This is a genomic window from Nonomuraea terrae (assembly GCF_044465245.1).
Classification (GTDB): Bacteria; Actinomycetota; Actinomycetes; order Streptosporangiales; family Streptosporangiaceae; genus Nonomuraea; species Nonomuraea terrae.
The window spans coordinates 1,152,995-1,177,589 of the sequence record NZ_JBITLL010000002.1 but is presented as its reverse complement, the minus strand read 5'-3'; the positions used below and the strand labels follow the sequence as shown (position 1 = coordinate 1,177,589).

Here is a 24,595-nt window from a genome sequence, read left to right as displayed (position 1 = left end):
ACCGGGAACGTGGCCGAGCTGATGGAGCTGGTCGGCCGTGGAGGGGTGGCCGTGCTCAGCGGGGCCGGCCTGTCGACCGAGTCGGGCATCCCCGACTACCGCGGGCCGACCGGCCTGGCCAGGCGAGCCGACCCGATGACGTACCAGAAGTTCGTCGGCAGCGCGGAGGCGCGCCGGCGTTACTGGGCGCGCAGTCACGTCGGGTGGCGGCAGATGGAGCGCGCCCGCCCCAACGCCGGGCACCAGGCGGTGGCCGAGCTGGAGCGGCGCGGCCTGCTGACCGGCATCGTCACCCAGAACGTCGACGGCCTCCACCAGGCGGCCGGCGCGCGCCGCGTGATCGAGCTGCACGGCGGGCTCGACCGCGTCGTGTGCCTGACGTGCCGGGAGCGTACGTCGCGTGCCGAGCTGGAGCGCCGGCTGCTTGAGGCCAACCCCGGCTGGCGGGTCACCAGTGACGAGATCAACCCCGACGGCGATGCCACGCTCACCGACGAGCAGGTCGCCGGGTTCCGGGTGGTGGATTGCGCCTCGTGCGGCGGGATGCTCAAGCCTGACGTGGTGTTCTTCGGCGAGAACGTGCCCCGGACCCGGGTCGATGAGTGCTACGCGCTCGTCTGCGGCGCGCGGGTGCTGCTCGTGCTGGGGTCGTCCCTGACGGTCAGGTCCGGGCGGCGGTTCGTCACCAAGGCGGCCGAGCTGGGCATCCCCATCGCCATCGTCAACCAGGGGCCGACCGGTGGCGACGCCGAGGCGGAGCTCACCCTCGACGCACCGCTCGGCCCGACCCTGACCCACCTGACCACCCGGCTCGCCGGCGAAGGCCGTCCCATCTCGCGGCGGTAGGGGAGGGCCGCGTACGCCCGGCGGCGGGAGGTCCCGGATGCCGCCGGCAGGGAGAGCGGGTCGCGGGGGCGGGGAGAATGGGAGGCATGTCTCCGCGTACGTGTCCGTGTGGTTCGAGCAATCCCTACCGTGACTGCTGTGGCCGGTTCCATCGGGGCGAGGCCGCGCCGGCCACCGCCGAGCAGCTCATGCGCTCCCGCTTCAGCGCGTTCGCGGCCGGAGACGAGGCCTACCTGCGGCACACCTGGCACCCCTCGGCCCGTCCGCCCAGCGCGGGGCTCGACCGGCGGGTGCGCTGGGTGCGGCTGGAGATCCTGGAGACCACCGGCGGCAGCGTCGTCCACACCGAGGGCACCGTACGCTTCCGTGCCCACTACCAGGACCGCGGCCGGCCGGGCGAGCTGGAGGAGAACAGCAGGTTCGTCCGCTTCGAGGGCCGCTGGGTCTACGCGGGCGCCACTCAGCAGCAGCGCCTACCGTAGGGGCATGCGCCTGACCGCCTTCACCGACATCTCCCTGCGCATCGTCATGCGCCTGGCCGTGGCGCGGCCGCACGACCTGCTCACCACCCGTGCCGTGGCCGACGTGCTCGCCGTCCCGTACACCCACGCCGCCAAGGCCGTCGCCAGGCTCGGCGAGCTGGGCGTGGTGGAGGCCAGGCGCGGCAGGGGCGGCGGGCTGCAGCTCACCGAGGCCGGGCGCGGCACGACGGTCGGCGCCCTGGTGCGTTCCCTCGAGTCCGCCGGCGACGTCGTGGGCTGCGAGGACGACCCGCCATGCCCGCTGCGGGCCGCCTGCCGGCTGCGCGCCGCGCTGCGCCTGGCGCAGGAGGCCTTCTACGCCTCGCTCGACACGGTCACCGTCGACTCTCTGGTGGACGCCCCCACCGGTCCCCTGCTCCTGTCGCTCACCGACCCCGGAAAGAAGACCGGCACCCCGGCGCTTTAATATGAATCCCAGATACCAATTATGGTTCATCGGGAGGTCAAGCATGTTGTCCGGGGAGAGCGCGGCCATCGTCCGCGCCACACTGCCGCTGGTGGGGGCCCGACTCGACGAGATCACGGCCAGGTTCTACGACACCATGTTCGCCGAGCGGCCCGAGCTGCTCGACGGACTGTTCAACCGGGGCAACCAGCGCAGCGGGGAGCAGCGCCGGGCGCTGGCGGGCGCCATCGCCGGGTTTGCGGGCGCGCTGCTCGCCCACCCGGACGAGCGCCCCGACGCGCTGCTGACGCGCATCGCGCACAAGCACGCCGCCGTGGGCGTGACCGACGACCAGTACGTCATCGTGCACAAGTACCTGTTCGGCGCGATCGCCGAGGTGCTCGGCGACGCGGTCACCCCCGAGGTCGCGGCGGCCTGGGACGAGGTCTACTGGCTGATGGCGGGCGCGCTGATCGCCATGGAGGCCCGCGTCTACGCCGAGGCGGGCGCCCGCGGCGGGCGGACCTGGCGCACCTGGACGGTGGTCGAGCGGCGCGAGGAGAGCGCCGACGCCATGTCGCTGGTGCTGCGGCCGGTCGGCGACGAGCCGGTGCCGCCGGCCCGCCCCGGCCAGTACGTCAGCGTCCGCGTCCGCATGCCCGACGGCGTCCACCAGCTCCGGCAGTACTCGCTGTCCGGCCACGGCCCGGACGGGCTGCGCCGCATCACCGTCAAGCGGGTGCGCGGCGGCGACGCGCCGGAGGGCGAGGTGTCCGCGCTGCTGCACGCCACCGTGCGGGAGGGTGACGAGCTGACCCTGTCGGCGCCGTTCGGCGACGTCGCGCTGGAGGACGGCGACGCGCCGCTCGTCCTGGTCTCGGCGGGCATCGGCTGCACCCCGATCACCGCGATGCTGGAGCACCTCGCGCACACCGGCGGAACCCGGCGGGTGCTGCTGCTGCACGCCGACCGCTCAGCGGCCGACCACGCGCTGCGCGCCGACATGGAGCGCCTCACCGACGCCCTGCCCGCCGCCGAGCGCGTCTTCTGGTACGAGGACGACGCCGGCCTGATGGACCTGGACGGCGTCGAGATCCCCCAGGGCGCGGTCGTCTACATGTGCGGCCCTGTCCCCTTCATGCGGGAGGTCCGCGGCGCCCTGCTGAAGGCCGGCGTCGCCCCGAAGGACGTCCACTACGAGGTTTTCGGGTCCGACCTCTGGCTCCCGGCCGCGGCTGATCATCTCGACGCGGCTTGACATCATGGGCGCATGACGTTCGACGAACTGCTCACCACCACCCGCAGCGTGCGCAAGCGCCTCGACCTCACCCGCCCCGTCCCCCTGGAGCTCGTCCGCGAGTGCCTGGAAATCTCCCTCCAGGCGCCCACCGGCGGCAACCGGCAGGGCTGGCACTGGATCGTCGTGACCGACCCCGACCTGCGCAAGGCCATCGGCGACTACTACGCGCGGTCCTGGAACACCTACTACGGCTCCGGCTCCTCGGCGGCGTCGCTGTACGCCGCCGACCCGGAGCGGGCGAAGGTCCAGGAGCGGGTGTCGGCCAGCGCCGCGTTCCTGGGTGAGCACATGGGCGACGTGCCGGTGCTGGTGATCGGGTGCATCTCCACGCCCGGCGGCCTGCCCGAGGGCAACCAGGCGGGGCTGTGGGGCTCGCTGCTGCCGGCCGCGTGGAGCTACATGCTCGCCGCCCGCGCCCGCGGCCTCGGCACCGCCTGGACGACCCTGCACCTCGCGTACGAGAGCGAGGTCGCCGAGCTGCTCGGCATTCCCGGAGACGTCCGGCAGGGCGTGTTGCTGCCCACCGCCTACTACACCGGCGACGCCTTCCGCCCCGCCCCCAGGCAGCCGCTGGACGAGGTTCTCCACCTCGACCGCTGGTAACGGCGGCGCCGGGAGCGCACAGTGGACTCATGAGATCGCTCCCGCCGCTCCCGGTGTCCCTGGTAGGCAGCTGTCCCCAGCCCGACTGGCTCATCGACCGCGCCCGGCTGGCCGGACGGTTCCCGCCGCGCGTGCGCGCCCGGGAGTTGTGGCGGGTCCCGCCCGAGTACCTCTCCCAGGCCCAGGACGACGCCACCGAGCTGGCGATCCGGGCCCAGGAGCGGGCCGGGCTGGACATCGTCACCGACGGAGAGATGCGCCGCGAGAGCTACTCCAACCACTTCGCCACCGCCCTCGACGGCATCGACGTGGACCATCCGGGCACGGCGCTCGACCGCAGCGGACACCCGAACCCGGTGCCGCGCATCGTCGGCCCGATCCGCCGTGCCCGCCAGGTCCAGGTGGAGGACCTGCGGTTCCTGCGCGCGCACACCGACCGGGTGGTCAAGATGACGGTGCCGGGGCCGTTCACGATGAGCCAGCAGGCGCAGAACGACCACTATCCCGACGCCGAGGCCGCCGCGATGGACTACGCGGCGGCGGTCAACGCCGAGATCCGCGACCTGTTCGCCGCCGGGGCCGACATCGTGCAGATCGACGAGCCGTACATGCAGGCCCGGCCGGACGCGGCGCGCGCGTACGGGCTGGCCGCGCTGAACGCCGCGCTCGACGGCGTCACCGGCATGACCGCGGTGCACATCTGCTTCGGGTACGCCGCGATCATCCACGAGCGGCCCGAGGCGTACTCGTTCCTGCCGGAGCTGGCGGCCTGCCCCGTCCGGCAGGTGTCGATCGAGACCGCGCAGTCCGGGCTGGACCTCGGCGTGCTGACCGACCTCAAGGACAAGACGGTCATCCTCGGGGTGATCGACCTGTCCACGCCCGAGGTCGAGCCGGTGGAGGTGGTGGCGGACCGGGTGCGCAGGGCCTTCGACCGGGTGCCGCCCGACCGCCTGGTCATCTCCACCGACTGCGGCATGAAGTACCTGCCCAGGGCGTCGGCCGAGGGCAAGATGCGGGCCATGGCCGGCGCCGCCCGCCTGCTGCGCGCGGAGCTGGGAGAGCTCTCGAGATCATAGGAGATCAGTGAGCGCGTGATGGGCCCGCCGGGGGCGCGCTGCCGAGGACAGGGCCCGCCGGATCTAGACCGCCGTGATCACCCGCGCGTGAGCGTCCGGTGAAGAGGGCGCCCAAGGCGGGCCCTGTCGGGCCTCGATGGGCAGGCAGTAAGGACCCGCTGACGGCCGCCACCGGCCATGCCGGAGATCCGGTACGCGTTTGCCGGGCGGTAAAGGATGGGCAAAACTCGACGGAGTCGTGGCACACGCCGCGACCCACCGTCGAAGGAGAGACACGTGATCAAGTCCGTTCCGAAGGTCGTCGCCGCGACCGCGCTGGCGGCCGGTGTCCTCGTGGCCAACCCGGCGTACACGGCGAACGCCGCCTCCGCCGCGTACACGCCCGAGGGAGTCTGCGGCGCGGGGTACGCGCGGGTGAAGGACGGCACCCGTGCCCTCAAGTCGGGGCGCGACACGTTCGGCTACGTCTACCTCCTGTACAACCGCAGCAACGGCTACAACTGCGTGGTCACCATCAAGACCGCCTTCTACCGGACCGCCACGTACACCACCGCCACCTTGACGGTGAAGGGCAGCAAGCCGAAGACCGACGCGGGCAAGTTCAAGTACTACGCCGGGCCGGTCAAGTTGAAGGCCCGCGGCGAGTGCGTCTCGTACTGGGGCAGCACCCGCGACACCCGACTGGACTTCGCCGAGGCGACCGGGGGTCGCAAGACCTTCGGCAACTGCGGCTAGTCGACGCGGCCGACGAAGACCACTTCGGCGTGAAGGACGTGTTTCATCACGCCTTCACGCCGAAAGATGGTCGTGATTCCCACGCCCGTACCGCAGCGCCTCTGGGCCTACTCGATCAGGCCAGTTTGCCCGTGGCCACCACGTCGCGGTACCAGTGCGCGCTGTCCTTCCAGGTGCGCTCCATCGTGTCGCGGTCGACGCGGACGATGCCGAAGCGCTTGGCGTACCCGTGCGCCCACTCGAAGTTGTCCATCAGCGACCAGACGAAGTAGCCCCGCACGTCCGCGCCGGCCTCCATCGCCGCGGCCACGGCGGTCAGGTGACGGCGCAGGTAGTCGACGCGGTCCTCGTCGTGGACGCGGCCGTCCGCGTCCACCGGGTCGGGGAACGCGGCGCCGTTCTCCGTGATCATCGTGGGCATGGCGGGGTAGTCGCGGTGCAGGCGCAGCAGCAGCTCGGTCAGGCCCGTCTCGTCGATGTTCCAGCCCATCTCCGTGTACGGCCCCGGCTGCCTGACGAACTCGACGTTCTCGCAGCCGATCCACGGCGAGGCGGCGCCGTCCTGGTGCCCGTCGGCGGTCTCCCGGAGGCTGGCGCCGTCCCACTGGCGTACCAGGGTGGGGTTGTAGTAGTTGACCCCGAGCACGTCGAGCGGCTGGCAGGCGGCGGCCTCGTCACCGTCGCGCACGAACGACCAGTCCGTCACCGACGCGGTGTCCTCGATGAGGTCGCGCGGGTAGGCGCCCTCCAGCATCGGGCCGAGGAAGGCCCGGTTGGCCACCGCGTCCGCGCGCCGCACGGCGTCGCCGTCGGCCTCGGACACCCCGCGCACGTGGTGCAGGTTGAGCGTGACCGACATCCGCGCGTCCTTGGCGGCGGTCGAGCGCAGCGCCTGGACGGCCAGACCGTGGCCGAGGTTCAGGTGGTGCACGGCGGCCAGCGCGGCCGCGGGCTCGGTGCGGGCCGGGGCGTGCACGCCGGAGGCGTAGCCCAGGTAGGCCGAGCACCACGGCTCGTTCAGGGTGATCCAGGTGTGCACGCGGTCGCCGAGCGCGTCGCCCATGAGGCGGGCGTAGTCGGCGAAGCGGAGCGCGGTGTCGCGGTGCGGCCAGCCGCCGGCGTCCTCCAGCTCCTGCGGCAGGTCCCAGTGGTAGAGGGTGGCCACCGGGGAGATGTCGCGGGCCAGCAGGCCGTCCACGAGCCGCGAGTAGAACGCCACCCCCGGCCCGTTGGCCGGGCCGCGCCCGCCCGGCTGCACGCGCGGCCAGGAGATGGAGAAGCGGTACGCTCCGACGCCCAGCGCGGCCAGGGTGTCGAGGTCCTCCTCCAGGCGGTGGTAGTGGTCGCAGGCCACGTCGCCGGTGTCGCCGTTCGCGACCAGGCCGGGGGTGTGGGAGAAGGTGTCCCAGATCGACGGGGTGCGGCCGTCCTCGTTCCAGGCCCCTTCGACCTGGTAGGCGGCGGTGGCGGTGCCCCACAGGAAGTTCTCGGGGAAGGCGGGCATGTCACTCCTTGGGCGGGATAACGGCGGTGCGGGAGCGCTCCCAACACGCGGTCGAGAGCCTATGCCTCCTGGGCGGCTTCGTCATGGGACGGCCCCTCGCGAGGCGGAGGGCGCCGTCGCCGCGGCCGGTCACCGTCGGGGGCTGGGACGAGGGAGTCGAAACGCTTCGCACAACCTAAAGTCGGGTTTGTGCGGCTGTCAATGTCGCCGATTCGGACAGACCGGAAGCGCCGACGGCGTGTCATCGTGCCCTGACGCACGACCCCACGAACGACCCTTCGCCGCTCGGATAGCTCACCTCTATGCCCTTCGCCGCGAAAGCCGCGGGAAGGGCGTCGCAGAAGGCGTGCCGCGCGGAGCTGTCGGGGTCTCCGGGCTCCATGCCGGCGTACGTGGACAGGGCTTCCATGGCCCCGGCGAGGTCGTCGCGCCGGACCTCCTGACCGCCCAGGACGACGACCACCGGATCGGCATCCCCGACTATGGCCACCGCCGTCGGGATCAGCCACCCCAGGGCCGCCAGGACCGCGGCGATCCCGATGCCGGTGAGCCATGTGCCGGCCGAGCCCTTCGACGGCGCGGGCGCCGGAGAGTGCGGCGGGAGCGGGGCCGTCCGGGGCGTCCAGCGGTGTCCGTCCCACCAGCGCAGGCAGGGCTGACCGCCCGGGTCTCGGTAGTAGCCCGGCGAGGGCTGGACGGGGGGATGCGGCGTGTTCACCTTTTCCGCCTTCGACGTGGTGCCGGTGAGAACGATCCAGCTCGTGCAGGCGAAGTTAGCAGGCGGGGCCGGGCCGGGGAACACGCCGCCTTCGCGTAGGTCCCTGCGGGCGCGTGGCAGCGTGATCGCCGGACAAGTCGGCCGTGATCCTGGACGGCACCTTGATCCCGGCAGACCGTCGGCGTCAAGGGCGAACCCATCGAGCACGTGTTCGCCACGATGCCCTGGTCGGGCCACGAGCCGGGCTGCCCGGTGCGGCTGCCGGCCAGGCCGATCGCGCAGTGGTCCGGCATCTCCCGCCTCGCCGGGAGATGCCGGGCGCCTGCGGGTCGTCGCCGGGCGAGTACGCACGCCACCACGACGGCGGCGTGCGGAACGCGGACCCGGCCCGGGTGGAGTGGACGCGGTCGCCGGTTCGGGCCTCCAGATGACCGTGGGTGGAAGAGAGCACGTAGCCGGACGGGGTGCGGATCATCGTGGGGTCGCGCACGAGGTATCCGGCGACCCGGGCGGGCTCGGGGTAGGGGAAGCGCGGCGACCAGCGGCCGTGCGGGCCGAAGGCGGCCGTGCGGTGCGCCGGAGGGTGAATGCGGGAGGTGGCCGTTCCTACGGCTCAGCGGACCAGCCGAGCTCCTCGTAGAAGGCGGTGCGGGCTTGCGTGAAGGCGGTGCGGTCGAGGACGGCGCCGGCGTGCGGGCCCGCCGTGACGGGCTCGTCGTGGAAGCGGGCCGGCAGGTCGTCGGGGCCGCCGCCTTCGCGCAGCGCGTACGCGCGCATCCCGTCCAGGCGTGCCTGCCCGGCCGCCAGCAGGTCCTCCAGGCTGAAGCCGGCGCCGAGGACGGCGGTGACCAGGGAGGTCAGGCGGTCCAGGGTCAGCGGCCGGGTCGGGGAGGAGGCGAAGACGCAGATGTTGAGCGCGTCCAGGCCGCTCCACAGCCGCAGCAGCCGGGCGCTGCGCCGGCCGCGCTCCTCGTCCAGCGTGCCCGCCGGAGCGGGGGCGGCGCCGATCCTGGCGGCCTCGGGGAAGGAGTAGCCGAGCCCGGCCACCGGGTCGAAGTCCAGGTCGTGCTCCAGCGCGTCGTAACGCGGCCCGCCCGGCGCGATGGCGTACCCGAGGCCGATGCCCGGCTGGGGACGCGGGTCGAAGCAGGGCACCTCGGCGCCCTTGACCGTCATCGCGTACGCCTGCGACCCTCGCCCGATCCGCCGCGCCGCACGGGCCGAGCCTTCGGCGAGCAGGTCGCCCAGAGCCCCCGACCGCGCGCCGACGTCGTCGATCAGCCCCGGCAGCGCCGCCGCGTCGCCGAACGCCGGGCCGCCGGGCAGCAGGCCGCGTTCCGCGCACTCCATGGCGAACGCCAGCGTGCCGCCCAGCGACACGACGTCGAGGCCCAGGTCGTTGCAGCGGGCGTTGGCGGCGAGCACCACGTCGACGTCGTCGATGCCGAGGTTCCAGCCGAGTGACAGGAACGCCTCCTGGCCGAGCCCGCCGGTCCGCCGCTCGGCCGCACCCGGGGGCGCGTACACCTTGAGGCAGTCGTTCGGGCAGCCGGGGCACGTGCCGGTGGTCGCCACGGCGCGGCCGTCGTAGTCGCGCGCCCGAGGGACGCGCAGGCCGGGCGCGCCGGCGACGGAGAAGTTGCGGACGGCGGCGTACCCGGGGTCGATGGGGTCGTCGGCCCACGCGGCGTATCCGGGCTGCCCCGCCTGCAGGGCGGCGAGCGGGTTCGCGGCCATGTCCCCGTGATAGGAGAGCGTCAGCCGGGCCAGCGCCTCGGGGTCGGCGACCGGCGCCGCCGCGTCGCCCGCGCACACGACGGCCTTGAGGTTCTTGGCGCCGAAGACCGCGCCGAGCCCGTACCGGCCGGCAGCGAAGGCCCGGTCGGTGACCACGGAGGCGTACCGGACGAGGTTCTCCCCGGCGGGTCCGATCGCCGCCACGCGCGCGTGCGGCCCGTGCCGGTCGCGCAGGACGTCGGTGGTGGCGGCAGTGCCGAGCCCGCGCAGCGCCTCGGCGTCGTGCAGCGTCACCTCGCCGTCCTCCACCAGCAGGTACGACAGCCGCTCCGCCCGTCCGGCGACCGCCAGCGCCTCGGCCCCTGCCGCGCGCATGCCCGCCGCGAACGGCCCCAGCGCGTGCGCCTCGCCGGCCACGCCGGTCAGCGGCGACTTCGCCAGGAACACCGCCTTGGCCAGCCCCGGCGCCAGGGTCCCGCCCAGCGCCCCGGCCGCCACGAAGAGCAGCGCCCGCGGATCGTACGGGTCGAGGCCGGCGGGCGTCCGCTCGGTCAGCAGCCGTAACCCGAGGATGGACCCCCCGAAGTGCCCCGGCTCCGCGCAGAAGTCGCCCTTGTCGACGTTCCCGCTGGTCAGATCCACCACGAACGGGACAGCGAACGGCACAGCGAACGGCACAGCCAAGCCTCCTGAAACCGGATGAAGAGCCAGGAGGGGTACGACATCACACCCGATCGGCCGGGCGCAATCCGGAAGAGAACCGTGCGGGGAGGATCCGGCCCGGGTGGCATTCCCGTGAGCCCGTGTCTCGGCGCGACGTCGGGCGGGGACCGGGACCGGCTCCTCCGGACGCGGCTCGCGGGGACGTCAGGCAGGCGCGTACCGGTGGCCGGCCGATGGAGCGATGAGCGAGTCGTGCATGGGGCACCACCTCCGGGCTCACGCCCGTCGTCGCGATAAGCCACCCAAACGCCGGATAAGTCTAGCTTTGCAGCTCAACGCCGCATATATCCGACATATTTCGAGACGATAGATCCGACTTTAAATTTTTGTCAACATAAGTCCGTCGATGATCGGAGTAAGCTGAGCCTATGTCGAACGGATCCAGCGCACAGGGGGCCGGGGTGCTGCTGGCGATCCTCAGAGACGGCCACGCCCGCACCCGCGGCGAGCTGGCCCGCCTCACCGGGCTCTCCAGATCCACCGTGTCGCAGCGCCTGGACGGGCTCATCGGCCAGCGTTGGGTCCTGCCGCGGGAAAGCGCCGTCTCCTCCGGGGGCCGGCCCGCGACGGTGTTCGCGTTCAACGACGGCGCCCGCGTCGTGCTGACCGCGGACCTCGGCGCCACCCGCGCCCGCCTCGCCGTCCTCGACCTCGGCATGAACGTGCTGGCCGAGCGCGCCGAGGAGCTGCCCGTCGCCTACGGGCCCGAGCCGACCCTCGAGCGGGTCGTCACCGCGCTCGGCGAGCTGCTGGCAGCGGCCGGCCGCGACGCGGCGCAGGTGTGCGGGGTCGGCGTCGGGCTGCCGGGCCCGGTCGAGCACCGCTCGGGCCGGCCGGTGAACCCGCCGATCATGCCCGGCTGGGACGGCTTCGCGGTGCCCGAGTGGCTGCGGGCCAGGCTGGGGGTGCCCGTCCTGGTCGACAACGACGTCAACATCATGGCGCTCGGCGAGCACTGGGCCGCCCGCCCGGCCGTCGACCACCTGCTCTTCATCAAGATGGGCACCGGCATCGGCTGCGGCATCATTTCCGGCGGCCGGCTGCACCGCGGCGCGCAGGGCGCCGCCGGCGACGTCGGCCACATCCGCGTCCCGGCCTCCGAGGCGCAGTGCCGGTGCGGCAACACCGGCTGCCTGGAGGCCGTCGCGGGCGGCGGCTCGATGGCCGCCGCGCTGCGCGAGGCCGGGATCGAGGCGCACGGCAGCAGGGACGTGGTGGCGCTGATGCGGGCCGGCGACCTGCACGCCACGCGGCTCGTGCGGCAGGCCGGCCGCGAGGTGGGCGCCGTGATGGCCTCGATCGTCAACTTCTTCAACCCCTCGCTCATCGTCGTCGGCGGGGACGTCGCCGAGGCGGGCGAGCAGGTGCTGGCCGGCGTCCGCGAGACGATCTACAGCCGGTCGCTGCCGCTGGCCACGCAGCACCTCGGCATCCGGGTGAGCGCGCTCGGCGAGCGCGCGGGGATCGTGGGAGCCGCCGTCCTGGTGGCCGAGCACGTGCTCGCCCCGGCCGCGATCGACCGGGCCGTGGCGGGATGAGCGCCATTGACCGCTTCACAACGGCGTAGTAACAATGTGATCGTCTCGAGCTCCAGGGCGGTGGCATGCCCGGCGGGGCCGGTCGCAGATCCACCGTGACGCGGTCGGCGCACGCGTCCCTGAAGGAAGGGAACCCCGCGTGAGCCATCAGCACGCCTCCGCAGAGCCCGGCCGCCGGCCGCAGGCGGACACCGAGAAGATCGCCGAAGAACGCGAACACGCCGAAACGCTCCGCGGCCGCCTCGGGCTGAGCCGCCGCCGGCTCTTCGCGGCCACCACCGGCATCGCCGCCGCGGCCGCCCTGCCGTTCACGGGCGCCCTCGCCGGCGCCGCCCACGCCGCGTCACCGGGTGGCGGGCGCGGTGACGTGCTCGTGCCGCCGGGCAAGCGCGGCATCATCCTCTACACCGTGCGCGACGCGATCTCGCGCGACCCGCTGTCCACGTCCGTGCCGTCGGGCTTCCGCCGCGTGCTGGAGGCGCTGGCGGACATGGGTTACCGGCAGGTCGAGTTCGCCGGCTACCGCCAGCACGCCAACGCCGAGGGCGGCGCCGACCTGGAGACCGTGGAGGGCGCCCGGCTGCTGCGCGGCTGGCTCGACGACAACGGGCTGCGGGCCGAGGGCAACCACGGCTTCATCCCCGGCTCGTGGCCGCTGACGGCCGCCGACCTCGACCGGTTCAAGCGGACGCTGGAGATCGCGAACATCCTCGGCCTCGGCCACGTGGGCACCGGCAACGACCCGACGAACAGCGCGTACAAGGCCGACTGGGACGTGGCGGCGGAGAAGTGGAACACGCTGGGCGCGATCGCCACCGAGGCGGGGCTCAAGCTGTACACGCACAACCACGACGCCGCCTACGCGTTCCTGCTGGACAGCGGCCCGCTCGACGCGCAGGGGCGGCCGACGCGCTCGTCGGGCGTCCGCAGGCTGGAGTACTTCTTCGGCATCAGCGACCCCGCCGTCGTGCACTTCGAGATGGACATCTTCTGGGCGCACGTGGCTCAGTTCCGGCACCGTACGTACACCGCGCCCGACGGCTCGGCGCAGAACGACGTGTTCGACCCGCTGGCCACCGTGCTGGCCAGGGAGAAGCGCTTCCCGCTGTTCCACGCCAAGGACGGCACGTCGAACCCGGCCGTGACCAACGGCTACGACATGGTGCCGTTCGGCACCGGTGACATCGACTACCACGGCTTCTTCGCCGCCCTGCGCGCCAAGGGCTTCCACAACCCGATGTACGAGCAGGACAACGCGCCCGGCTCCGACCCCGCCCAGTCACTGCGGCACTCGGAGCTGAGCTACCGCAACATGGCCGCCCTGCGGCGCTGACCCCGTACCGGCCGTCACGCCTCCTCCCGAGCGGAGGCGTGGCGGCCTCCCGGGGGGCGTAACGGGTGATCTTCGGGGCAGTGGGGCGGGGATGTCCACCTTAGACCTCCTCCTCGCGCTCGGCGGCGGAGCGGCGCTGCTCGCCGCGATCCTGCCCGACGTGCTCGAGGGCCGTCCCCTGTCCCTGCCCCTGGTCTACCTGCTGGCCGGGGTCGTCCTGTTCTCGCTGCCGCTCGGGCTGCCCCGGCCCGACCCGATCGCCCATCGGGCGGTGCTGGAGCACATCACCGAGCTGTGCGTGGTCATCTCCCTCATGGGGGCGGGCCTGGCGATCAACCGGCGGGTCGGGCTGCGCCGCTGGTCGACGACCTGGCGGCTGCTCGGCGTGGCCATGCCGCTGACCGTGGCCGGGGTGACGGCGGCGGCAGGTCTCGCGGGCTGGCCGATCGCCGCGGCGCTGCTGCTGGGGGCCGTGCTCGCGCCCACCGACCCGGTGCTGGCCTCCGACGTGCACGTGGGCGAGCCGGTGGACGCCGAGAACGCCGACGACGAGGTCCGCTTCGCCCTGACGTCGGAGGCGGGGCTCAACGACGGGCTCGCCTTCCCCATCGTGTACGCGGCCATCGGCGTGGCCGTCGCCGGCGGCACCGCCTGGGCGGGGGAGTGGGCGCTGGTCGACGTGCTCTACCGGACCGCGGCGGGGATCGTGGCGGGCCTGGTCATCGGCCGGCTGCTCGGCCGCCTGTTCTTCCGCGCCACGGCCGGCGGCCTGCGCCTGTCCGAGCGCCGCGACGGGTTCGTCGCGCTGGCCGCCACCTTCCTCGCGTACGGGGTGACCGAACTCGCCCAGGGGTACGGGTTCGTGGCCGTGTTCGTCACCGCGTGCACCATCAGGCGGGCCGAGTTCGGGCACGGCTACAACAACGTCCTGCACGGCTTCGTCGATCAGGTCGAGCGCCTGTTCACCGCCTGGCTGCTGCTCCTGCTCGGCGGCTTCGTCGCGACCGGCGGCCTGGCGGCGCTCACCTGGCGCGGCGCGGCGGTGGGGATCGCGTTGCTGCTGGTGATCCGGCCGCTGGCGGGGTGGCTGTCGCAGTGGCGCGGACCGGCCGGGCCGAAGGAGCGGCTGGTGATCTCGTTCTTCGGCATCCGGGGGGTGGGCTCGCTGTTCTACCTGGCGTACGCGCTGGGGCACACGGACTTCGGCGTCCCGGCGCAGGAGTTGTGGGCCGTCACGGGGTTCACGGTGGTGGCCTCGGTCGTGCTGCACGGCGTCACGGCCACGCCCGCGATGACCCGCCTGGACGCCGTCCGCGAGCTCGTGACCGCCTCACGCCGCAGGGCGCCGGACGCGTGACGTGCGCTCGTCCCGAGAGGTGCTGACCGCCTCACGCCGCCGGGCCGAGGCTCCAGACGCGTAACGTGCCCTCGTCGTCCGCTCCCGCGACGACGGGACGGCCGTCCAGCTCGGCGAGGGCCAGCGTGCGGATCTCACCGCCCGCGCCCCGGCCCGGCTCGCCGAGGACGTCCCCGGTGCGGAGGTTCCAGACGCGGACGGTGGCCGGGCCGCCGTCCGGTGTGTGCGCCACGGCCGCGATCGGAACGTCGCCGAGCCGGCCGGTGGCCAGCGCGGTCGCGCCCCGGTCGTCGGGGCTGCGCGTGCTGAACCGCCGGCTCTTCCCGCGCCTGCCGGTCGCCAGGTCGTGGACGCGCAGGGTGGCGTCGAGGTGCGTGGAGACGAGGACCGGCCGGCCGTCCACCTCTCCGCAGGCCAGCAGCTCGATGCCGCCGATGTCGCCGGTGCGGAACGTGTGCGCGGTCCGGCCCGTGGACAGGCGGCGCACGCGCACCCGCTCGGCGCCGTCACCGGTGACCAGGACCTCCTCGCCGTCCAGCGTGCCGAACGCCAGCCCGTGCAGGCCCTGGAAGTGGTCGTCGATCGCGGGGCCGAACTGCTTGCCGGTGGACACGTCCCACAGGCCGACGACGCTGTGCAGGTCACGCACGAGGTCGTACTTCTCCGAGACCGCGATGGCGCGGCCGCCCGCGACCGTGACCGCCCTGATCGGGTCGGCGGCCCGATGGGAGGCGAGGCTCTCGCCGGTCAGGCTCCACACCCGCATCCTGCCGTCGCCGTGCCCGCAGACCACGACCGCCCGTCCGTCGACGTCACCGACGGCCACGGACGTCACCCGCCCCCCCGCCGTCCCCGACTCTGACGACCTGCGCCCCAGGCGTCCACACGAACACCTCGCCGGTGCCGGTCCCGCACACGACCGTCCCGCCGCGTGCGCCCAACGCGGTGGGCTTCCGCCCGCCCAACGCCACCGGCTCTCCGACCACCGTCCCCAACGGCTCCGCCGCCCCACTCGGCCCACCCGAAGGCACCCCACCCGGCCCGTCCGAGGACGACGGGCTCGGCCCGTCCGAGGGGTACGGTTCGCCGGTCGCCGTCCGGCGCATGTCCGCCGTCCGAGTCGGTTGGGCGTCCGCCCGGAAGAGGCCGTTTCCTGACCGTAAGACCGCGAACGCCGACACCCCCACAGCCGCCGCGGCGGCCGAGCCCCCGATGAACACCCGCCGGCTCACGCTCCCGCCCCGTTGCGGCGTCGTCCCGTCAGCCCCTTGCCCGCCCGACGGAGCCTGCGCGTCCAAGGCGCCGGCTTCCCGGCCACCACGCCCGACTTCCCGTTCCCGCACGACCGGGCTCGGGGGTGGGCCTGGGTCCGCCGGGACACGCGGCTTTCCCAGCGCGCGTGGACTCCCCGACCCCCGTCCGTCCGGGGAGTCGATGACGGGGTCGGACCGGTGGATCAGGGAGTGGAGAAGGGCGGACGGGCGCGGGCGGAGGGAGGGGTCTTTGGCGAGGCAGGTCTCGAGGACGGACACCAGGTGGGGTGGCACGTCGTCAAGGTCGGGAGTGCCGTTCAGGATGGTGTTCATGGTGTCCGGCAGCGTCCCGCCGGCGAACGGCGGGTGACCCGTGGCGGCGAAGACGATCGTCCCGGCCCAGCTGAACACGTCCGACGCGGCCCCGACCCGCTCACCCCTGAACTGCTCCGGCGACATGTACGCCGGCGTCCCCGTCACCCCCGAGGTGTGCGTCGTCGCGTCGAGCGCCTTGGCGATGCCGAAGTCGATGACGATCGGCCCGTCGGGGCCCATGAGGACGTTGGCCGGCTTGAAGTCGCGATGCACGATCCCCGCCTGGTGGATCGCGGCCAGCGCCGTCAGCGTGGAGATCGCCAGCCGGTCGAGCGCCCCGCCGGTACGCGGCCCCGACGCCCGGACGAGCGCCTGCAACGTGTCGCCCGGAACGTACTCGCTGACGATGTACGGCCCGACGTCGGCCACGCCCGCGTCCAGGATCGCGGCCGTGCAGAAAGCGGCCACCCGCCGCGCCGCCTCCGCCTCCCGCAGAAAGCCGCGCCGGACGTCGTCGTCCTGGACCAGATGCCCGTGCAGCACCTTGATCGCGACCTCGCGCCCCGCCTCGCCCACTGCCTTGTAGACGACGCCCTGCCCGCCCGACCCGAGCACCCCGAGCAGGCGGTATCCGGCGATCCGCTCCGGATCACCCGGCCGAAGCGGGCGCATGTCCGGCATCCCGCACCTTTCCCCAGCAGCCCGGCCCACGCCGGCGATCCGCCCAGCCGGCACAGTGTCTCAGAGAACGGTGACATGGGGGCCTGCTGTCGTGCCAGGCGTATCGGGTCGGTCCGCCACGCTTCGCGAGATGCCTGAGAGAAGGACGGCACGGCGGGTAGGTTGGCGCAGCATGGAGGTACGCCCGCAGCATCCACGCCCCTCCCGCAGGATCGTCGCGCTCGTGGCGGCCGTCGCCGCGTTCGCCGGAACGGCGGCCTGCGGCTCGCCCACCGACAGTGCGCCCGTGCGCCAGCGGTCCGCGGCCTCTCCGTCTGCGACGGCAGGCGAGACCACCGCGCAGCCGCCGGAGGAGCTGCCCGCGCCCGACGCGAAGATCCCGAAGAACGCCGCCGGCCTCGCCACGGCCCTGGAGGAGACCACCGCCCGGCTCAACGACGCCATCGACGCCTGGACGGACGGCGGCGAGGCCGCGCCCGGCGAGCCGCCCGAGGACGTCGAGCTGCTGGCGCTCCACCAGCAGCGCCTCTACCGGCACGCCGCCCGCCACCCCGAGGTCGCCTCCCGCGCCTTCGCCCGCCTGCCGAAGGCCCTGGCCGCGCAGGCCAAGGCCAACACCGAGGCGATCCGCGAGCTGCTCGCCCTGGCCCGCCCGATCAAGCCGGACGCGGTGTTCAAGACCCGGCGGCCCCGCCCGGCGGCCGAGCTGCTCGGCTACTTCAAGCGGGCCGAGCGCCGGTTCGGCGTGGAGTGGGAGGTGCTGGCGGCGGTGATGTTCGCCGAGACGAAGTTCGGCCGGGTCAGGTCCGACAGTCACGTCGGCGCGCAGGGCCCCATGCAGTTCATGCCGGCCACCTGGCGGGCGTACGGCATGGGCGGCGACGTCCAGGACCCGCGCGACGCCGTCATGGGGGCCGCCAACTACCTGAAGGCGAGCGGCGCCCCCCGCGACTACCGGCGCGCGCTGCACGCCTACAACCCGTCGCAGGCGTACGTGAACGCGATCCAGCTGCACGCCCGCCAGATCAAGCGCGACCCGCGCGCCTACTACGCGTACTACGCCTGGCAGGTGTTCGTGCTCACCACGGAGGGCGAGCGCCGTCTGACCGGCCCTTAGGAGCCTTGTGAGAATGTCGCTTGTGTGATGGTCGGCAGGTAACGGACCGATCGCCGCCAGGGCTTGGGATTGCAGCTGCGTGATCGTTGCCCCGCCGCGCGCGCTTCAACCGGTCATGGGCTGCAGCGTCCAGACGCCCTGGACAGGAGCGAGTCCCAGGTTGACCAGGCGGCGCAGGTTCAAGGCCACAGCTCGCGGATGGAGCCAAAGGCCGTTGCGGGCACCGCCGTCCGCACCGATCAGCCAGGCGATGGAACGTTCGACCATGGGCCGGTGCTGCCGGTAAGTGGCCCGCAGATCGGAGGCGGTAGCCCACTGCCGGTGAGCTCCTCGTAACGCCCGGCCAGGGTGATCTCGACGCGGGCGCCCCCGCGCACGTGGGGGGTGTCGCCGAGTGTCACCCCGCGCCGGCCGTCGCCGGCGGCGCGCGCCCGCACCATGAGGCCGCTGATCAGCCCGCCGTGGTCGACCCGGACGCGGCGGGTGCGCAGGCCGTCCATGACGCCGACGTGGGTCCCGGAAGATCACCGCATGCCGAATCGGTGCCGCACCCGGCGGCAGAGCCCCGGGCCCTACGACAGGGCGCGGGCGGCGTGGACCAGGGGCACGTGACTGAAGGCCTGCGGGAAATTGCCGACCAGCCGGCCGTAGCGCGGGTCGTACTCCTCCGCCAGCAGCCCCACGTCGTTGCGCAGGCCCAGCAGGCGCTCGAACAGGTCCTTCGCCTCGTCCTTGCGCCCCTGCGCGGCCATGACCTCCACCAGCCAGAAGCTGCACGCCAGGAACGCGCCCTCCCCGCCGGGCAGGCCGTCGACGTCGTTGTCCTCGGCCAGCGGATAACGCAGGACGAACCCGTCGGCCATGAGCTCCTTCTCGATCGCCGCGACCGTGCCCAGCACCCGGGGGTCGTCGGCCGGCAGGAACCCCACGATCGGGATCATCAGCAGCGCCGCGTCCAGCTCCGACGAGCCGTACGACTGCGTGAACGTGTTGCGCTCGGCGTCGAAACCCTTGTCGCAGATCTCGGCGTGGACCACGTCGCGCAGCGCCCGCCACTTGTCGACCGGCCCGGTGCGGCCGAAGTTCTCGACGTACTTGACGGCCCGGTCGAGCGCCACCCAGCACATCACCTTGGAGTGCACGAAATGCCGCCGCGGCCCGCGGACCTCCCACAGGCCCTCGTCGGGCTCGTTCCAGTGGTCCTCCACGTAGTCGAGCAGCTGGCGCTGGATCGTCCAGGCGCGGTCGTCGGGGGACAGGCCGCGGGCGCGCGAGACGTACAGGGAGTTCATGACCTCGCCGTACACGTCGAGCTGGAGCTGTTTGGCGGCCTCGTTGCCGATGCGCACCGGCCGGGAGCCCTCGTAGCCGTCGAGCCAGTCGAGCAGCAGCTCCGGCAGGCGGCGCTCGCCCCCGACGCCGTACATGATCTGCAGGTCCTGCGGGCGGCCGGCGATGGCGCGCAGCAGCCACGCGCGCCAGTCGGCGGCCTCCTCCAGGAAGCCGGAGCTGATCAGCGCGTCGAGTGTCAGCGTCGCGTCGCGCAGCCAGCAGTACCGGTAGTCCCAGTTGCGCACCCCGCCGAGGTCCTCCGGCAGGGACGTGGTGGCCGCGGCCACGATGCCGCCGGTCGGCGAATACGTCAGGGCCTTCAGCGTGATCAGCGAGCGCACCACCGCCTCGCGGTAGGGGCCGGTGTAGGAGCACTTCGACACCCACTCCGCCCAGAACGCCTCGGTCTCGCGCAGCTGCACGTCGGAGTCGATCTGCGCCGGCATCGGCTCGTGGGACGGGTGCCAGGTGAACACGAACGCCAGCCGCTCGCCCTCCCGCACCGTGAACGTGGCCCGGTGGGCGTAGTCGCCGCCCTTCAGCGGCACGGGGGAGTGCAGCCACACCGAGTCGGGCCCGCCGACGGCCTGCAGATGGCCGTTGCTGCGCCGCACCCACGGCACGATGCGGCCGTAGTCGAAGCGCACCCGCAGCTGTGTGGACATCTCCACGCTGCCCGAGACGCCCTCGACGATCCGCACCACGTCGGGGTTGCGGTCGCGCGGCGGCATGAAGTCGACGACCCGGACGGTGCCGGTCGGGGTGTCCCACTCGCTCTCGAGGATCAGAGTGTCGCCCCGGTAGCGGCGCCGGGTGGCCGGCCTGCGGCCGGTGGGCCCGAGCCACCAGTGGCCGTTGCGGTCGCTGCCGAGCAGCGCCGCGAAGCTCGCGGGGGAGTCGAACCGGGGCAGGCAAAGCCAGTCGATCGACCCGTCGCGCGCCACGAGCGCGGCCGACTGCATGTCTCCGATCAGCGCATAATCCTCGATCCGCATGCCTAGACGCTACTCGCCGGAAGGGTGATCCCGCGGCCGGATCCGATCATGTCGCGTCATGCCGGGCCCGGCCCGCGGGATCGCTCAGGGGGAGCCAGCGGGTGAACAGCTGCGTGAGCGGCCCGATGGCCAGGGCGAAGACCAGCGTCCCCACGCCCGCCGTGCCGCCGAGCAGCCAGCCCGCGGCCAGCACGGTCAGCTCGATGAGGAAACGCGCGAGCCGCACCGACAGGCCGAGGCGCATCAGGCCGGTCATGATGCCGTCGCGCGGGCCGGCCCCCATGCCGGCGCCGATGTACAGCAGGGTCGCCAGAGCGATGGAGGTCACCCCGAGCGCGACGTACGCGCTCTGGTAGACCAGGTGGCCGGGCGCGGGCAGCAGGTGTATCGCCGCGTCGGCGAACAGGCCCACGAACACCACGTTGCTGACGGTGCCGAACCCGGGCCGCTGCCGCAGCGGGATCCACAGCAGCATCACCAGGGCGCCCACCAGGATGATGACCGTGCCGATCGACAGTCCCAGCCGCAGGCCCAGGCCCTGGTGGAAGACGTCCCACGGGCCGTTGCCGAGGCCCGACTCGACCTGCAGGCCGATGCCGAGGCCGTACAGGGCCAGCCCGCCGTAGAGGCGGGCGAGACGGGCGGGCAGGGAACGCGGCAAGGGGATGGCTGTCTCACTCATGGTGGCCTCACAGTGGCATGGCCCGGCTTGCCAAAACAGGGCCAATCACGAAAAGTGGCCTTATGAGGTACTTGTCGGCACAGCAGGTGGCGCGGCTCGTCACGATCGATCCCGCGGCGCGCCCGTACTACCGCGCCCTCGCCGACGGCGTGCGCGCCCTCGTCATGGACGGCCAGATCCCCGTACGCGTCCGCATGCCCGCCGAACGCCACCTCGCCGAGACCCTGGGTGTCAGCCGCACCACCGTCACCGCGGCCTACGACCTGCTGCGCGAGCGTGGCTACCTGGAGAGCCGGCGCGGCTCCGGCAGCTGGACCGCCCTGCCCGACCCCGCCACCACCGCCGACAATCCGTGGCACGACACCGGCGACGGTCTCATTCCGCTGCACAGCGCCGCCCCGCCCGCCCCGTCGGCGCTGACCGCCGCCGTGGCGGAGGCGGTCGAGGACCTGCCGCGGTACGCCATGGGAAACGGTTACGACCCTCTCGGCCTGCCCGCGCTCAGGGAACGCATCGCCGCTCGCTACACCGCCAGGGGAGTGGCCACCAGGCCGGAGCAGATCGTCGTCACCACCGGCTCCCAGTTCGCCATCCACCTGGCCATGGGGTTGCTCCTCGGGCCGGGCGACCCGGTGCTGGTGGAGTCGCCGACGTTCCCGCACGCCCTCGACGCGGCCCGCCGGCGCGGCGCCCGCATCGTGCCGGTCGGGGTCTCGCCCGAGGGCTGGCAGCCCGACCTGGTCGCCGCGGGGCTGCGGCAGTCGGGGGCGCGCCTGGCCTACCTCATGCCCGACTTCCACAACCCGATCGGCGCCCTCATGCCCGACCCGGTGCGCGCCGCCGTCGCCGAGGCGGCCCGGCGTACGGACACGATCCTGCTGGTCGACGAGACCTGGGCCGAGCTCGCGCTGGACGACGTGCCCGCCACGTCGCCGGCGGCGGCCTTCGACACCGACAGCCGGGTGATCAGCATCGGCTCGGCCGACAAGCTGTGGTGGGGCGGTCTGCGGGTCGGCTGGATCCGCGCCACCGCCGCGCTGGCGCGCCGCCTCGCCCTGTTCCGCTCCTCGGTCGACATCGCCAGCCCCGTGCTGGAGCAGCTCGTCGTGGCGCGGCTGTTCGACCGGCTGGAGGAGTCGCGCGCCGAGCGCCGCCGCACCCTGCGCGCCTCGCGCGACGCGCTCGTCTCGGCGCTGGGCCGGCACCTGCCGGAGTGGACGTTCACCGTGCCGCCCGGCGGCGGCGCCCTGTGGGTACGCCTCGACCGCGGCGGCGCCACCCCGCTCGCCGAGGCCGCGACCGCCCACGGCGTACGTCTCGCGCCCGGCCCCTGGTTCGGCCCCGAGGGCACGCTGGAGGGCTGCCTGCGGCTGCCGTACACGCTGCCGCCCTCGGTGCTGGAGGAGGCGGTTCCCCGGATCCGCGCCGCCCGCGACGGGGTGTCCGCGGGCTCGGCCCGCGTGCCCGACCCGCTGGTCGCCATGGTCTGAGCCATCGGTCTGAGCCACCGGTCTGAGCCATCGGTCTGAGCCACCGGTTCGAGCGCTGGTGTGAGCCGCTGGGCTGAGCCGCTGGGTTCGAGTCAGTCGCCGAGGCCCCGGGCCAGCGGGGCCCGCCACTTGCGGCGCATGGCCGCGATGCGCAGCCCGAAGGCCAGCAGCGCCGCCGCCAGGGTCGCCGGCCAGCCCTGCAGCCCGTACGCGTGCAGGCCCGCCATCAGCGCCGAGCCGACCAGGGCGGGCACGGCGTAGAGCTGGCGGTCGTACAGGAGCGTGGGGATCTCCCCGGACAGGATGTCGCGGAGCATGCCCCCGCCCACGGCGGTCGTGACGCCGAGGAGCGTCGCGTGCAGCGGGCTGAGGCCGTACTCCATGGCCTTCTGCGTGCCGACGGCGCAGAACAGGCCGAGCCCGGCCGCGTCCAGCACCAGGATGGCCGGCATCACCCGGGCCACGTGCGGATGCCAGAAGAAGACGATCACCGTCGCGGCCACCGGCACCAGCACGTAGCCGAGACTCTGGAAGGCGGCCGGCCGCACGTTGAGTATCAGGTCGCGCACGACGCCGCCGCCGAGCGCGGTCATCCCGGCCAGGACGCCCATCCCGACCACGTCGAGCCGTTTGCGCACCCCCATGAGTGCCCCGGACAGGGCGAAGACGAAGACGCCCGCGAGGTCGAGAAGTTGGAACACGCTGGAAGGTCTACCGCATGGCGGGTTCGTGGTGCTCGGCCATCATCACCCGCAGCCGCCGCGTGAACATGAACAGCGCGATCCCCGCCACCACCGCGAGGGCGGCCAGCAGCAGGTAGTACATCGGCTCGGACAGCACCTCGCCGAGCCGCCCGGTCTGCCCGCCGACCGCGTCGCCCACCGACACCGCGATGAACCACAGGCCGAGCATCTGTCCCTTGAACGCCTCGGGCGCCAGCTTCGCCGTCACCGACAGCCCGACCGGGCTCAGTGACAGCTCCCCGAACACCTGGACGAGGTAGACCAGCACCAGCCACCACACCGACACCCGGCCGGTCCCGGCCAGCGCCGCGGCCACGGCCATGACCACGAAGCTCAGGCCCACCATGACCAGCGCGAACGAGAACTTCTGCGGCGTGCTCACCCGCGTGCCCAGCTTCACCCACAGCGCGGCGAACACCGGCACGAAGATCATGATGAACAGCGGGTTGAACGCCTGCGTCGTGGCCGGCTGGATCGGGACGCCGAACAGCGACAGCTCGGTGTGGTCGCGGGCGAAGAACAGCAGCTTGCTCGGCGCCAGGTCGTAGATCATCCAGAAGACGGCGGCTGCCACGAACAGCCACATGTACGCCTTCATCCGGATGCGTTCGTCGTCCGTCAGGTCGTGGCTGCCGAGCATGATGTAGCCGAAGTACGCCACCGGCACGATGAGGATGACGATCGTGACCGCCACCGTGAACCGGTCGATGGTGAGCGTGCCGGTCGCCGCCCACGCCGCGAGCGCGACCACCGTCAGCGCCGTGCCGAGGCCGGCCAGGCGGCCGAAGCGACGCCGCTCCTCCGGCGTCAGCCGCATGCCGGGGCGCTCGCCGACGCCGCTCAGGTGGCGCCTGCCTCCTACGTACTGCGCGAGGCCCAGCGCCATGCCGACCGCCGCCGCGCCGAAGCCGAGGTGCCAGCGGTCGCCTGCGGCCAGCCAGCCGACCACGAGCGGCGCGAAGAAGGCGCCGAGGTTGATGCCGAGGTAGAACAGGGAGAACCCGGCGTCGCGGCGGCCGTCGTCCTCCTCGGGGTAGAGCCGGCCGACCATGACGGAGATGTTCGGCTTGAGCAGGCCCGTGCCGGTGATGATGAGCGCCAGCCCCAGCCAGACGAAGAACGGCGTCGTCACCGGGATCGCCATACTGATGTGCCCCAGCATGATGATGAACCCGCCCCAGAACACCGACCTGCGTGCGCCCAGGATGCGGTCGGCGATCCACCCGCCGGGCAGCGCCACCAGGTAGATGAGCGCCCCGTAGACGCCCACGACCGCCTGGGCCGTCACGTCGGACAGGCCGAGACCCTGGTTCGCCGGCGACGCGGCCATGAACGTGGCGAGGATCGCCCGCAGGCCGTACCAGGAGAACCGCTCCCACATCTCGGTGCCGAACAGCGTGGCCAGACCTCGTGGGTGACCGAAGAACGTCCTGCCACCGCCGTCACTCATGCACAACCCCCGTCCTGTAACTAATCGATCACTTTATGTGAGACCTGCGAGTGCTCAGGCCAAAGGCCCTTGCCGCTACCCCGGGGCTGTGGTGCGATGCGAGGCAATTCATACAAGTGAATTACCGGAGGCGGGTG

Annotated in this window: 22 protein-coding genes; 12 read left to right on the top strand and 10 right to left on the bottom strand. The window is 73.0% G+C overall.

Features of this window, described 5'->3' with window-relative positions; translation table 11 throughout:
* The first annotated feature begins 21 nt into the window (after positions 1 to 21).
* From ACIBP6_RS11895 to ACIBP6_RS11865, 7 genes are all read left to right on the top strand, one after another.
* Positions 22 to 846: an NAD-dependent protein deacetylase gene (locus ACIBP6_RS11895; protein WP_397051520.1), complete on the top strand. Its 825-nt coding sequence runs from the start codon at positions 22 to 24 to the stop codon at positions 844 to 846.
* Between the two features lie 86 nt (positions 847 to 932).
* The gene (locus ACIBP6_RS11890; RefSeq protein WP_397051289.1) at positions 933 to 1,328 is read left to right on the top strand and encodes a YchJ family protein; all 396 of its coding nucleotides are present in this window, start codon (positions 933 to 935) and stop codon (positions 1,326 to 1,328) included.
* Positions 1,329 to 1,332: 4 nt separating this feature from the next.
* Complete coding sequence (locus ACIBP6_RS11885) at positions 1,333 to 1,794, top strand: RrF2 family transcriptional regulator (RefSeq protein ID WP_397051287.1); 462 nt, start codon at positions 1,333 to 1,335, stop codon at positions 1,792 to 1,794.
* Between the two features lie 43 nt (positions 1,795 to 1,837).
* Positions 1,838 to 3,031, top strand: coding sequence for a globin domain-containing protein (locus ACIBP6_RS11880; protein WP_397051285.1), 1,194 nt, complete (start codon positions 1,838 to 1,840; stop codon positions 3,029 to 3,031).
* 12 nt (positions 3,032 to 3,043) lie between these two features.
* Positions 3,044 to 3,676: a nitroreductase family protein gene (locus ACIBP6_RS11875; protein WP_397051283.1), complete on the top strand. Its 633-nt coding sequence runs from the start codon at positions 3,044 to 3,046 to the stop codon at positions 3,674 to 3,676.
* 29 nt (positions 3,677 to 3,705) lie between these two features.
* A complete protein-coding gene (locus ACIBP6_RS11870) occupies positions 3,706 to 4,755 on the top strand; it encodes a hypothetical protein (protein ID WP_397051281.1) in 1,050 nt (349 codons plus the stop codon).
* A 276-nt stretch (positions 4,756 to 5,031) separates the two neighbouring features.
* Positions 5,032 to 5,490, top strand: a complete 459-nt coding sequence (locus tag ACIBP6_RS11865; protein ID WP_397051279.1) for a spore-associated protein A — start codon at positions 5,032 to 5,034, stop codon at positions 5,488 to 5,490.
* A 115-nt stretch (positions 5,491 to 5,605) separates the two neighbouring features.
* On the opposite strand, the gene ACIBP6_RS11860 is transcribed toward ACIBP6_RS11865, so the two are convergent.
* The 3 genes from ACIBP6_RS11860 to ACIBP6_RS11850 all read right to left on the bottom strand — a co-directional run bounded on the left by ACIBP6_RS11860 (position 5,606) and on the right by ACIBP6_RS11850 (position 10,127).
* A complete protein-coding gene (locus tag ACIBP6_RS11860; protein ID WP_397051277.1) occupies positions 5,606 to 6,994 on the bottom strand; it encodes a GH1 family beta-glucosidase in 1,389 nt (462 codons plus the stop codon).
* Between the two features lie 241 nt (positions 6,995 to 7,235).
* The gene (locus ACIBP6_RS11855) at positions 7,236 to 7,712 is read right to left on the bottom strand and encodes a DUF2510 domain-containing protein (protein ID WP_397051276.1); all 477 of its coding nucleotides are present in this window, start codon (positions 7,710 to 7,712) and stop codon (positions 7,236 to 7,238) included.
* A 606-nt stretch (positions 7,713 to 8,318) separates the two neighbouring features.
* Positions 8,319 to 10,127, bottom strand: coding sequence for an aldehyde ferredoxin oxidoreductase C-terminal domain-containing protein (locus ACIBP6_RS11850; protein WP_397051274.1), 1,809 nt, complete (start codon positions 10,125 to 10,127; stop codon positions 8,319 to 8,321).
* A gap of 413 nt (positions 10,128 to 10,540) precedes the next feature.
* On the opposite strand from ACIBP6_RS11850, the gene ACIBP6_RS11845 reads away from it, so the two are divergent.
* The 3 genes from ACIBP6_RS11845 (at position 10,541) to ACIBP6_RS11835 (ending at position 14,400) form a co-directional block, all read left to right on the top strand.
* Positions 10,541 to 11,710, top strand: coding sequence for an ROK family transcriptional regulator (locus ACIBP6_RS11845; protein WP_397051272.1), 1,170 nt, complete (start codon positions 10,541 to 10,543; stop codon positions 11,708 to 11,710).
* Between the two features lie 139 nt (positions 11,711 to 11,849).
* Positions 11,850 to 13,043 carry a sugar phosphate isomerase/epimerase family protein gene (locus ACIBP6_RS11840; protein WP_397051270.1) on the top strand — a complete coding sequence of 398 codons (1,194 nt, stop codon included), beginning with the start codon at positions 11,850 to 11,852 and terminating at the stop codon, positions 13,041 to 13,043.
* Between the two features lie 91 nt (positions 13,044 to 13,134).
* Complete coding sequence (locus ACIBP6_RS11835) at positions 13,135 to 14,400, top strand: cation:proton antiporter (RefSeq protein ID WP_397051268.1); 1,266 nt, start codon at positions 13,135 to 13,137, stop codon at positions 14,398 to 14,400.
* Between the two features lie 31 nt (positions 14,401 to 14,431).
* Here ACIBP6_RS11835 and ACIBP6_RS11830 read toward each other — a convergent pair whose 3' ends face one another.
* Both ACIBP6_RS11830 and ACIBP6_RS11825 read right to left on the bottom strand, forming a co-directional pair.
* Positions 14,432 to 15,226, bottom strand: a complete 795-nt coding sequence (locus ACIBP6_RS11830; protein WP_397051266.1) for a WD40 repeat domain-containing protein — start codon at positions 15,224 to 15,226, stop codon at positions 14,432 to 14,434.
* On the bottom strand, positions 15,213 to 16,640 hold the full coding sequence (locus ACIBP6_RS11825; RefSeq protein WP_397051264.1) for a serine/threonine-protein kinase: 1,428 nt from the start codon (positions 16,638 to 16,640) through the stop codon (positions 15,213 to 15,215). Before ACIBP6_RS11825 ends, ACIBP6_RS11830 begins: the two co-directional genes overlap by 14 nt.
* A gap of 181 nt (positions 16,641 to 16,821) precedes the next feature.
* Between ACIBP6_RS11825 and ACIBP6_RS11820 the strand changes: the two genes are divergently transcribed.
* Positions 16,822 to 17,766: a lytic transglycosylase domain-containing protein gene (locus ACIBP6_RS11820; protein WP_397051262.1), complete on the top strand. Its 945-nt coding sequence runs from the start codon at positions 16,822 to 16,824 to the stop codon at positions 17,764 to 17,766.
* A 239-nt stretch (positions 17,767 to 18,005) separates the two neighbouring features.
* Here the strand turns inward: ACIBP6_RS11820 and ACIBP6_RS11815 are convergent, their stop codons facing one another.
* The 3 genes from ACIBP6_RS11815 to yczE form a co-directional block, all read right to left on the bottom strand.
* Positions 18,006 to 18,266, bottom strand: coding sequence for a hypothetical protein (locus ACIBP6_RS11815; protein ID WP_397051260.1), 261 nt, complete (start codon positions 18,264 to 18,266; stop codon positions 18,006 to 18,008).
* A gap of 72 nt (positions 18,267 to 18,338) precedes the next feature.
* Positions 18,339 to 20,093: a glycoside hydrolase family 15 protein gene (locus ACIBP6_RS11810; protein WP_397051259.1), complete on the bottom strand. Its 1,755-nt coding sequence runs from the start codon at positions 20,091 to 20,093 to the stop codon at positions 18,339 to 18,341.
* 46 nt (positions 20,094 to 20,139) lie between these two features.
* A complete protein-coding gene (yczE, locus tag ACIBP6_RS11805; RefSeq protein WP_397051257.1) occupies positions 20,140 to 20,775 on the bottom strand; it encodes a membrane protein YczE in 636 nt (211 codons plus the stop codon).
* A gap of 62 nt (positions 20,776 to 20,837) precedes the next feature.
* On the opposite strand from yczE, the gene yczR reads away from it, so the two are divergent.
* Positions 20,838 to 22,265 (top strand): MocR-like transcription factor YczR, encoded by a 1,428-nt coding sequence (yczR, locus tag ACIBP6_RS11800; RefSeq protein ID WP_397051255.1) that lies wholly within the window; start codon positions 20,838 to 20,840, stop codon positions 22,263 to 22,265.
* Between the two features lie 92 nt (positions 22,266 to 22,357).
* Here the strand turns inward: yczR and ACIBP6_RS11795 are convergent, their stop codons facing one another.
* Together ACIBP6_RS11795 and ACIBP6_RS11790 are read right to left on the bottom strand one after the other, a co-directional pair.
* Positions 22,358 to 22,966, bottom strand: coding sequence for a trimeric intracellular cation channel family protein (locus ACIBP6_RS11795; RefSeq protein ID WP_397051253.1), 609 nt, complete (start codon positions 22,964 to 22,966; stop codon positions 22,358 to 22,360).
* A gap of 10 nt (positions 22,967 to 22,976) precedes the next feature.
* Positions 22,977 to 24,458, bottom strand: a complete 1,482-nt coding sequence (locus tag ACIBP6_RS11790) for a peptide MFS transporter (protein ID WP_397051251.1) — start codon at positions 24,456 to 24,458, stop codon at positions 22,977 to 22,979.
* Positions 24,459 to 24,595 lie beyond the last annotated feature (137 nt).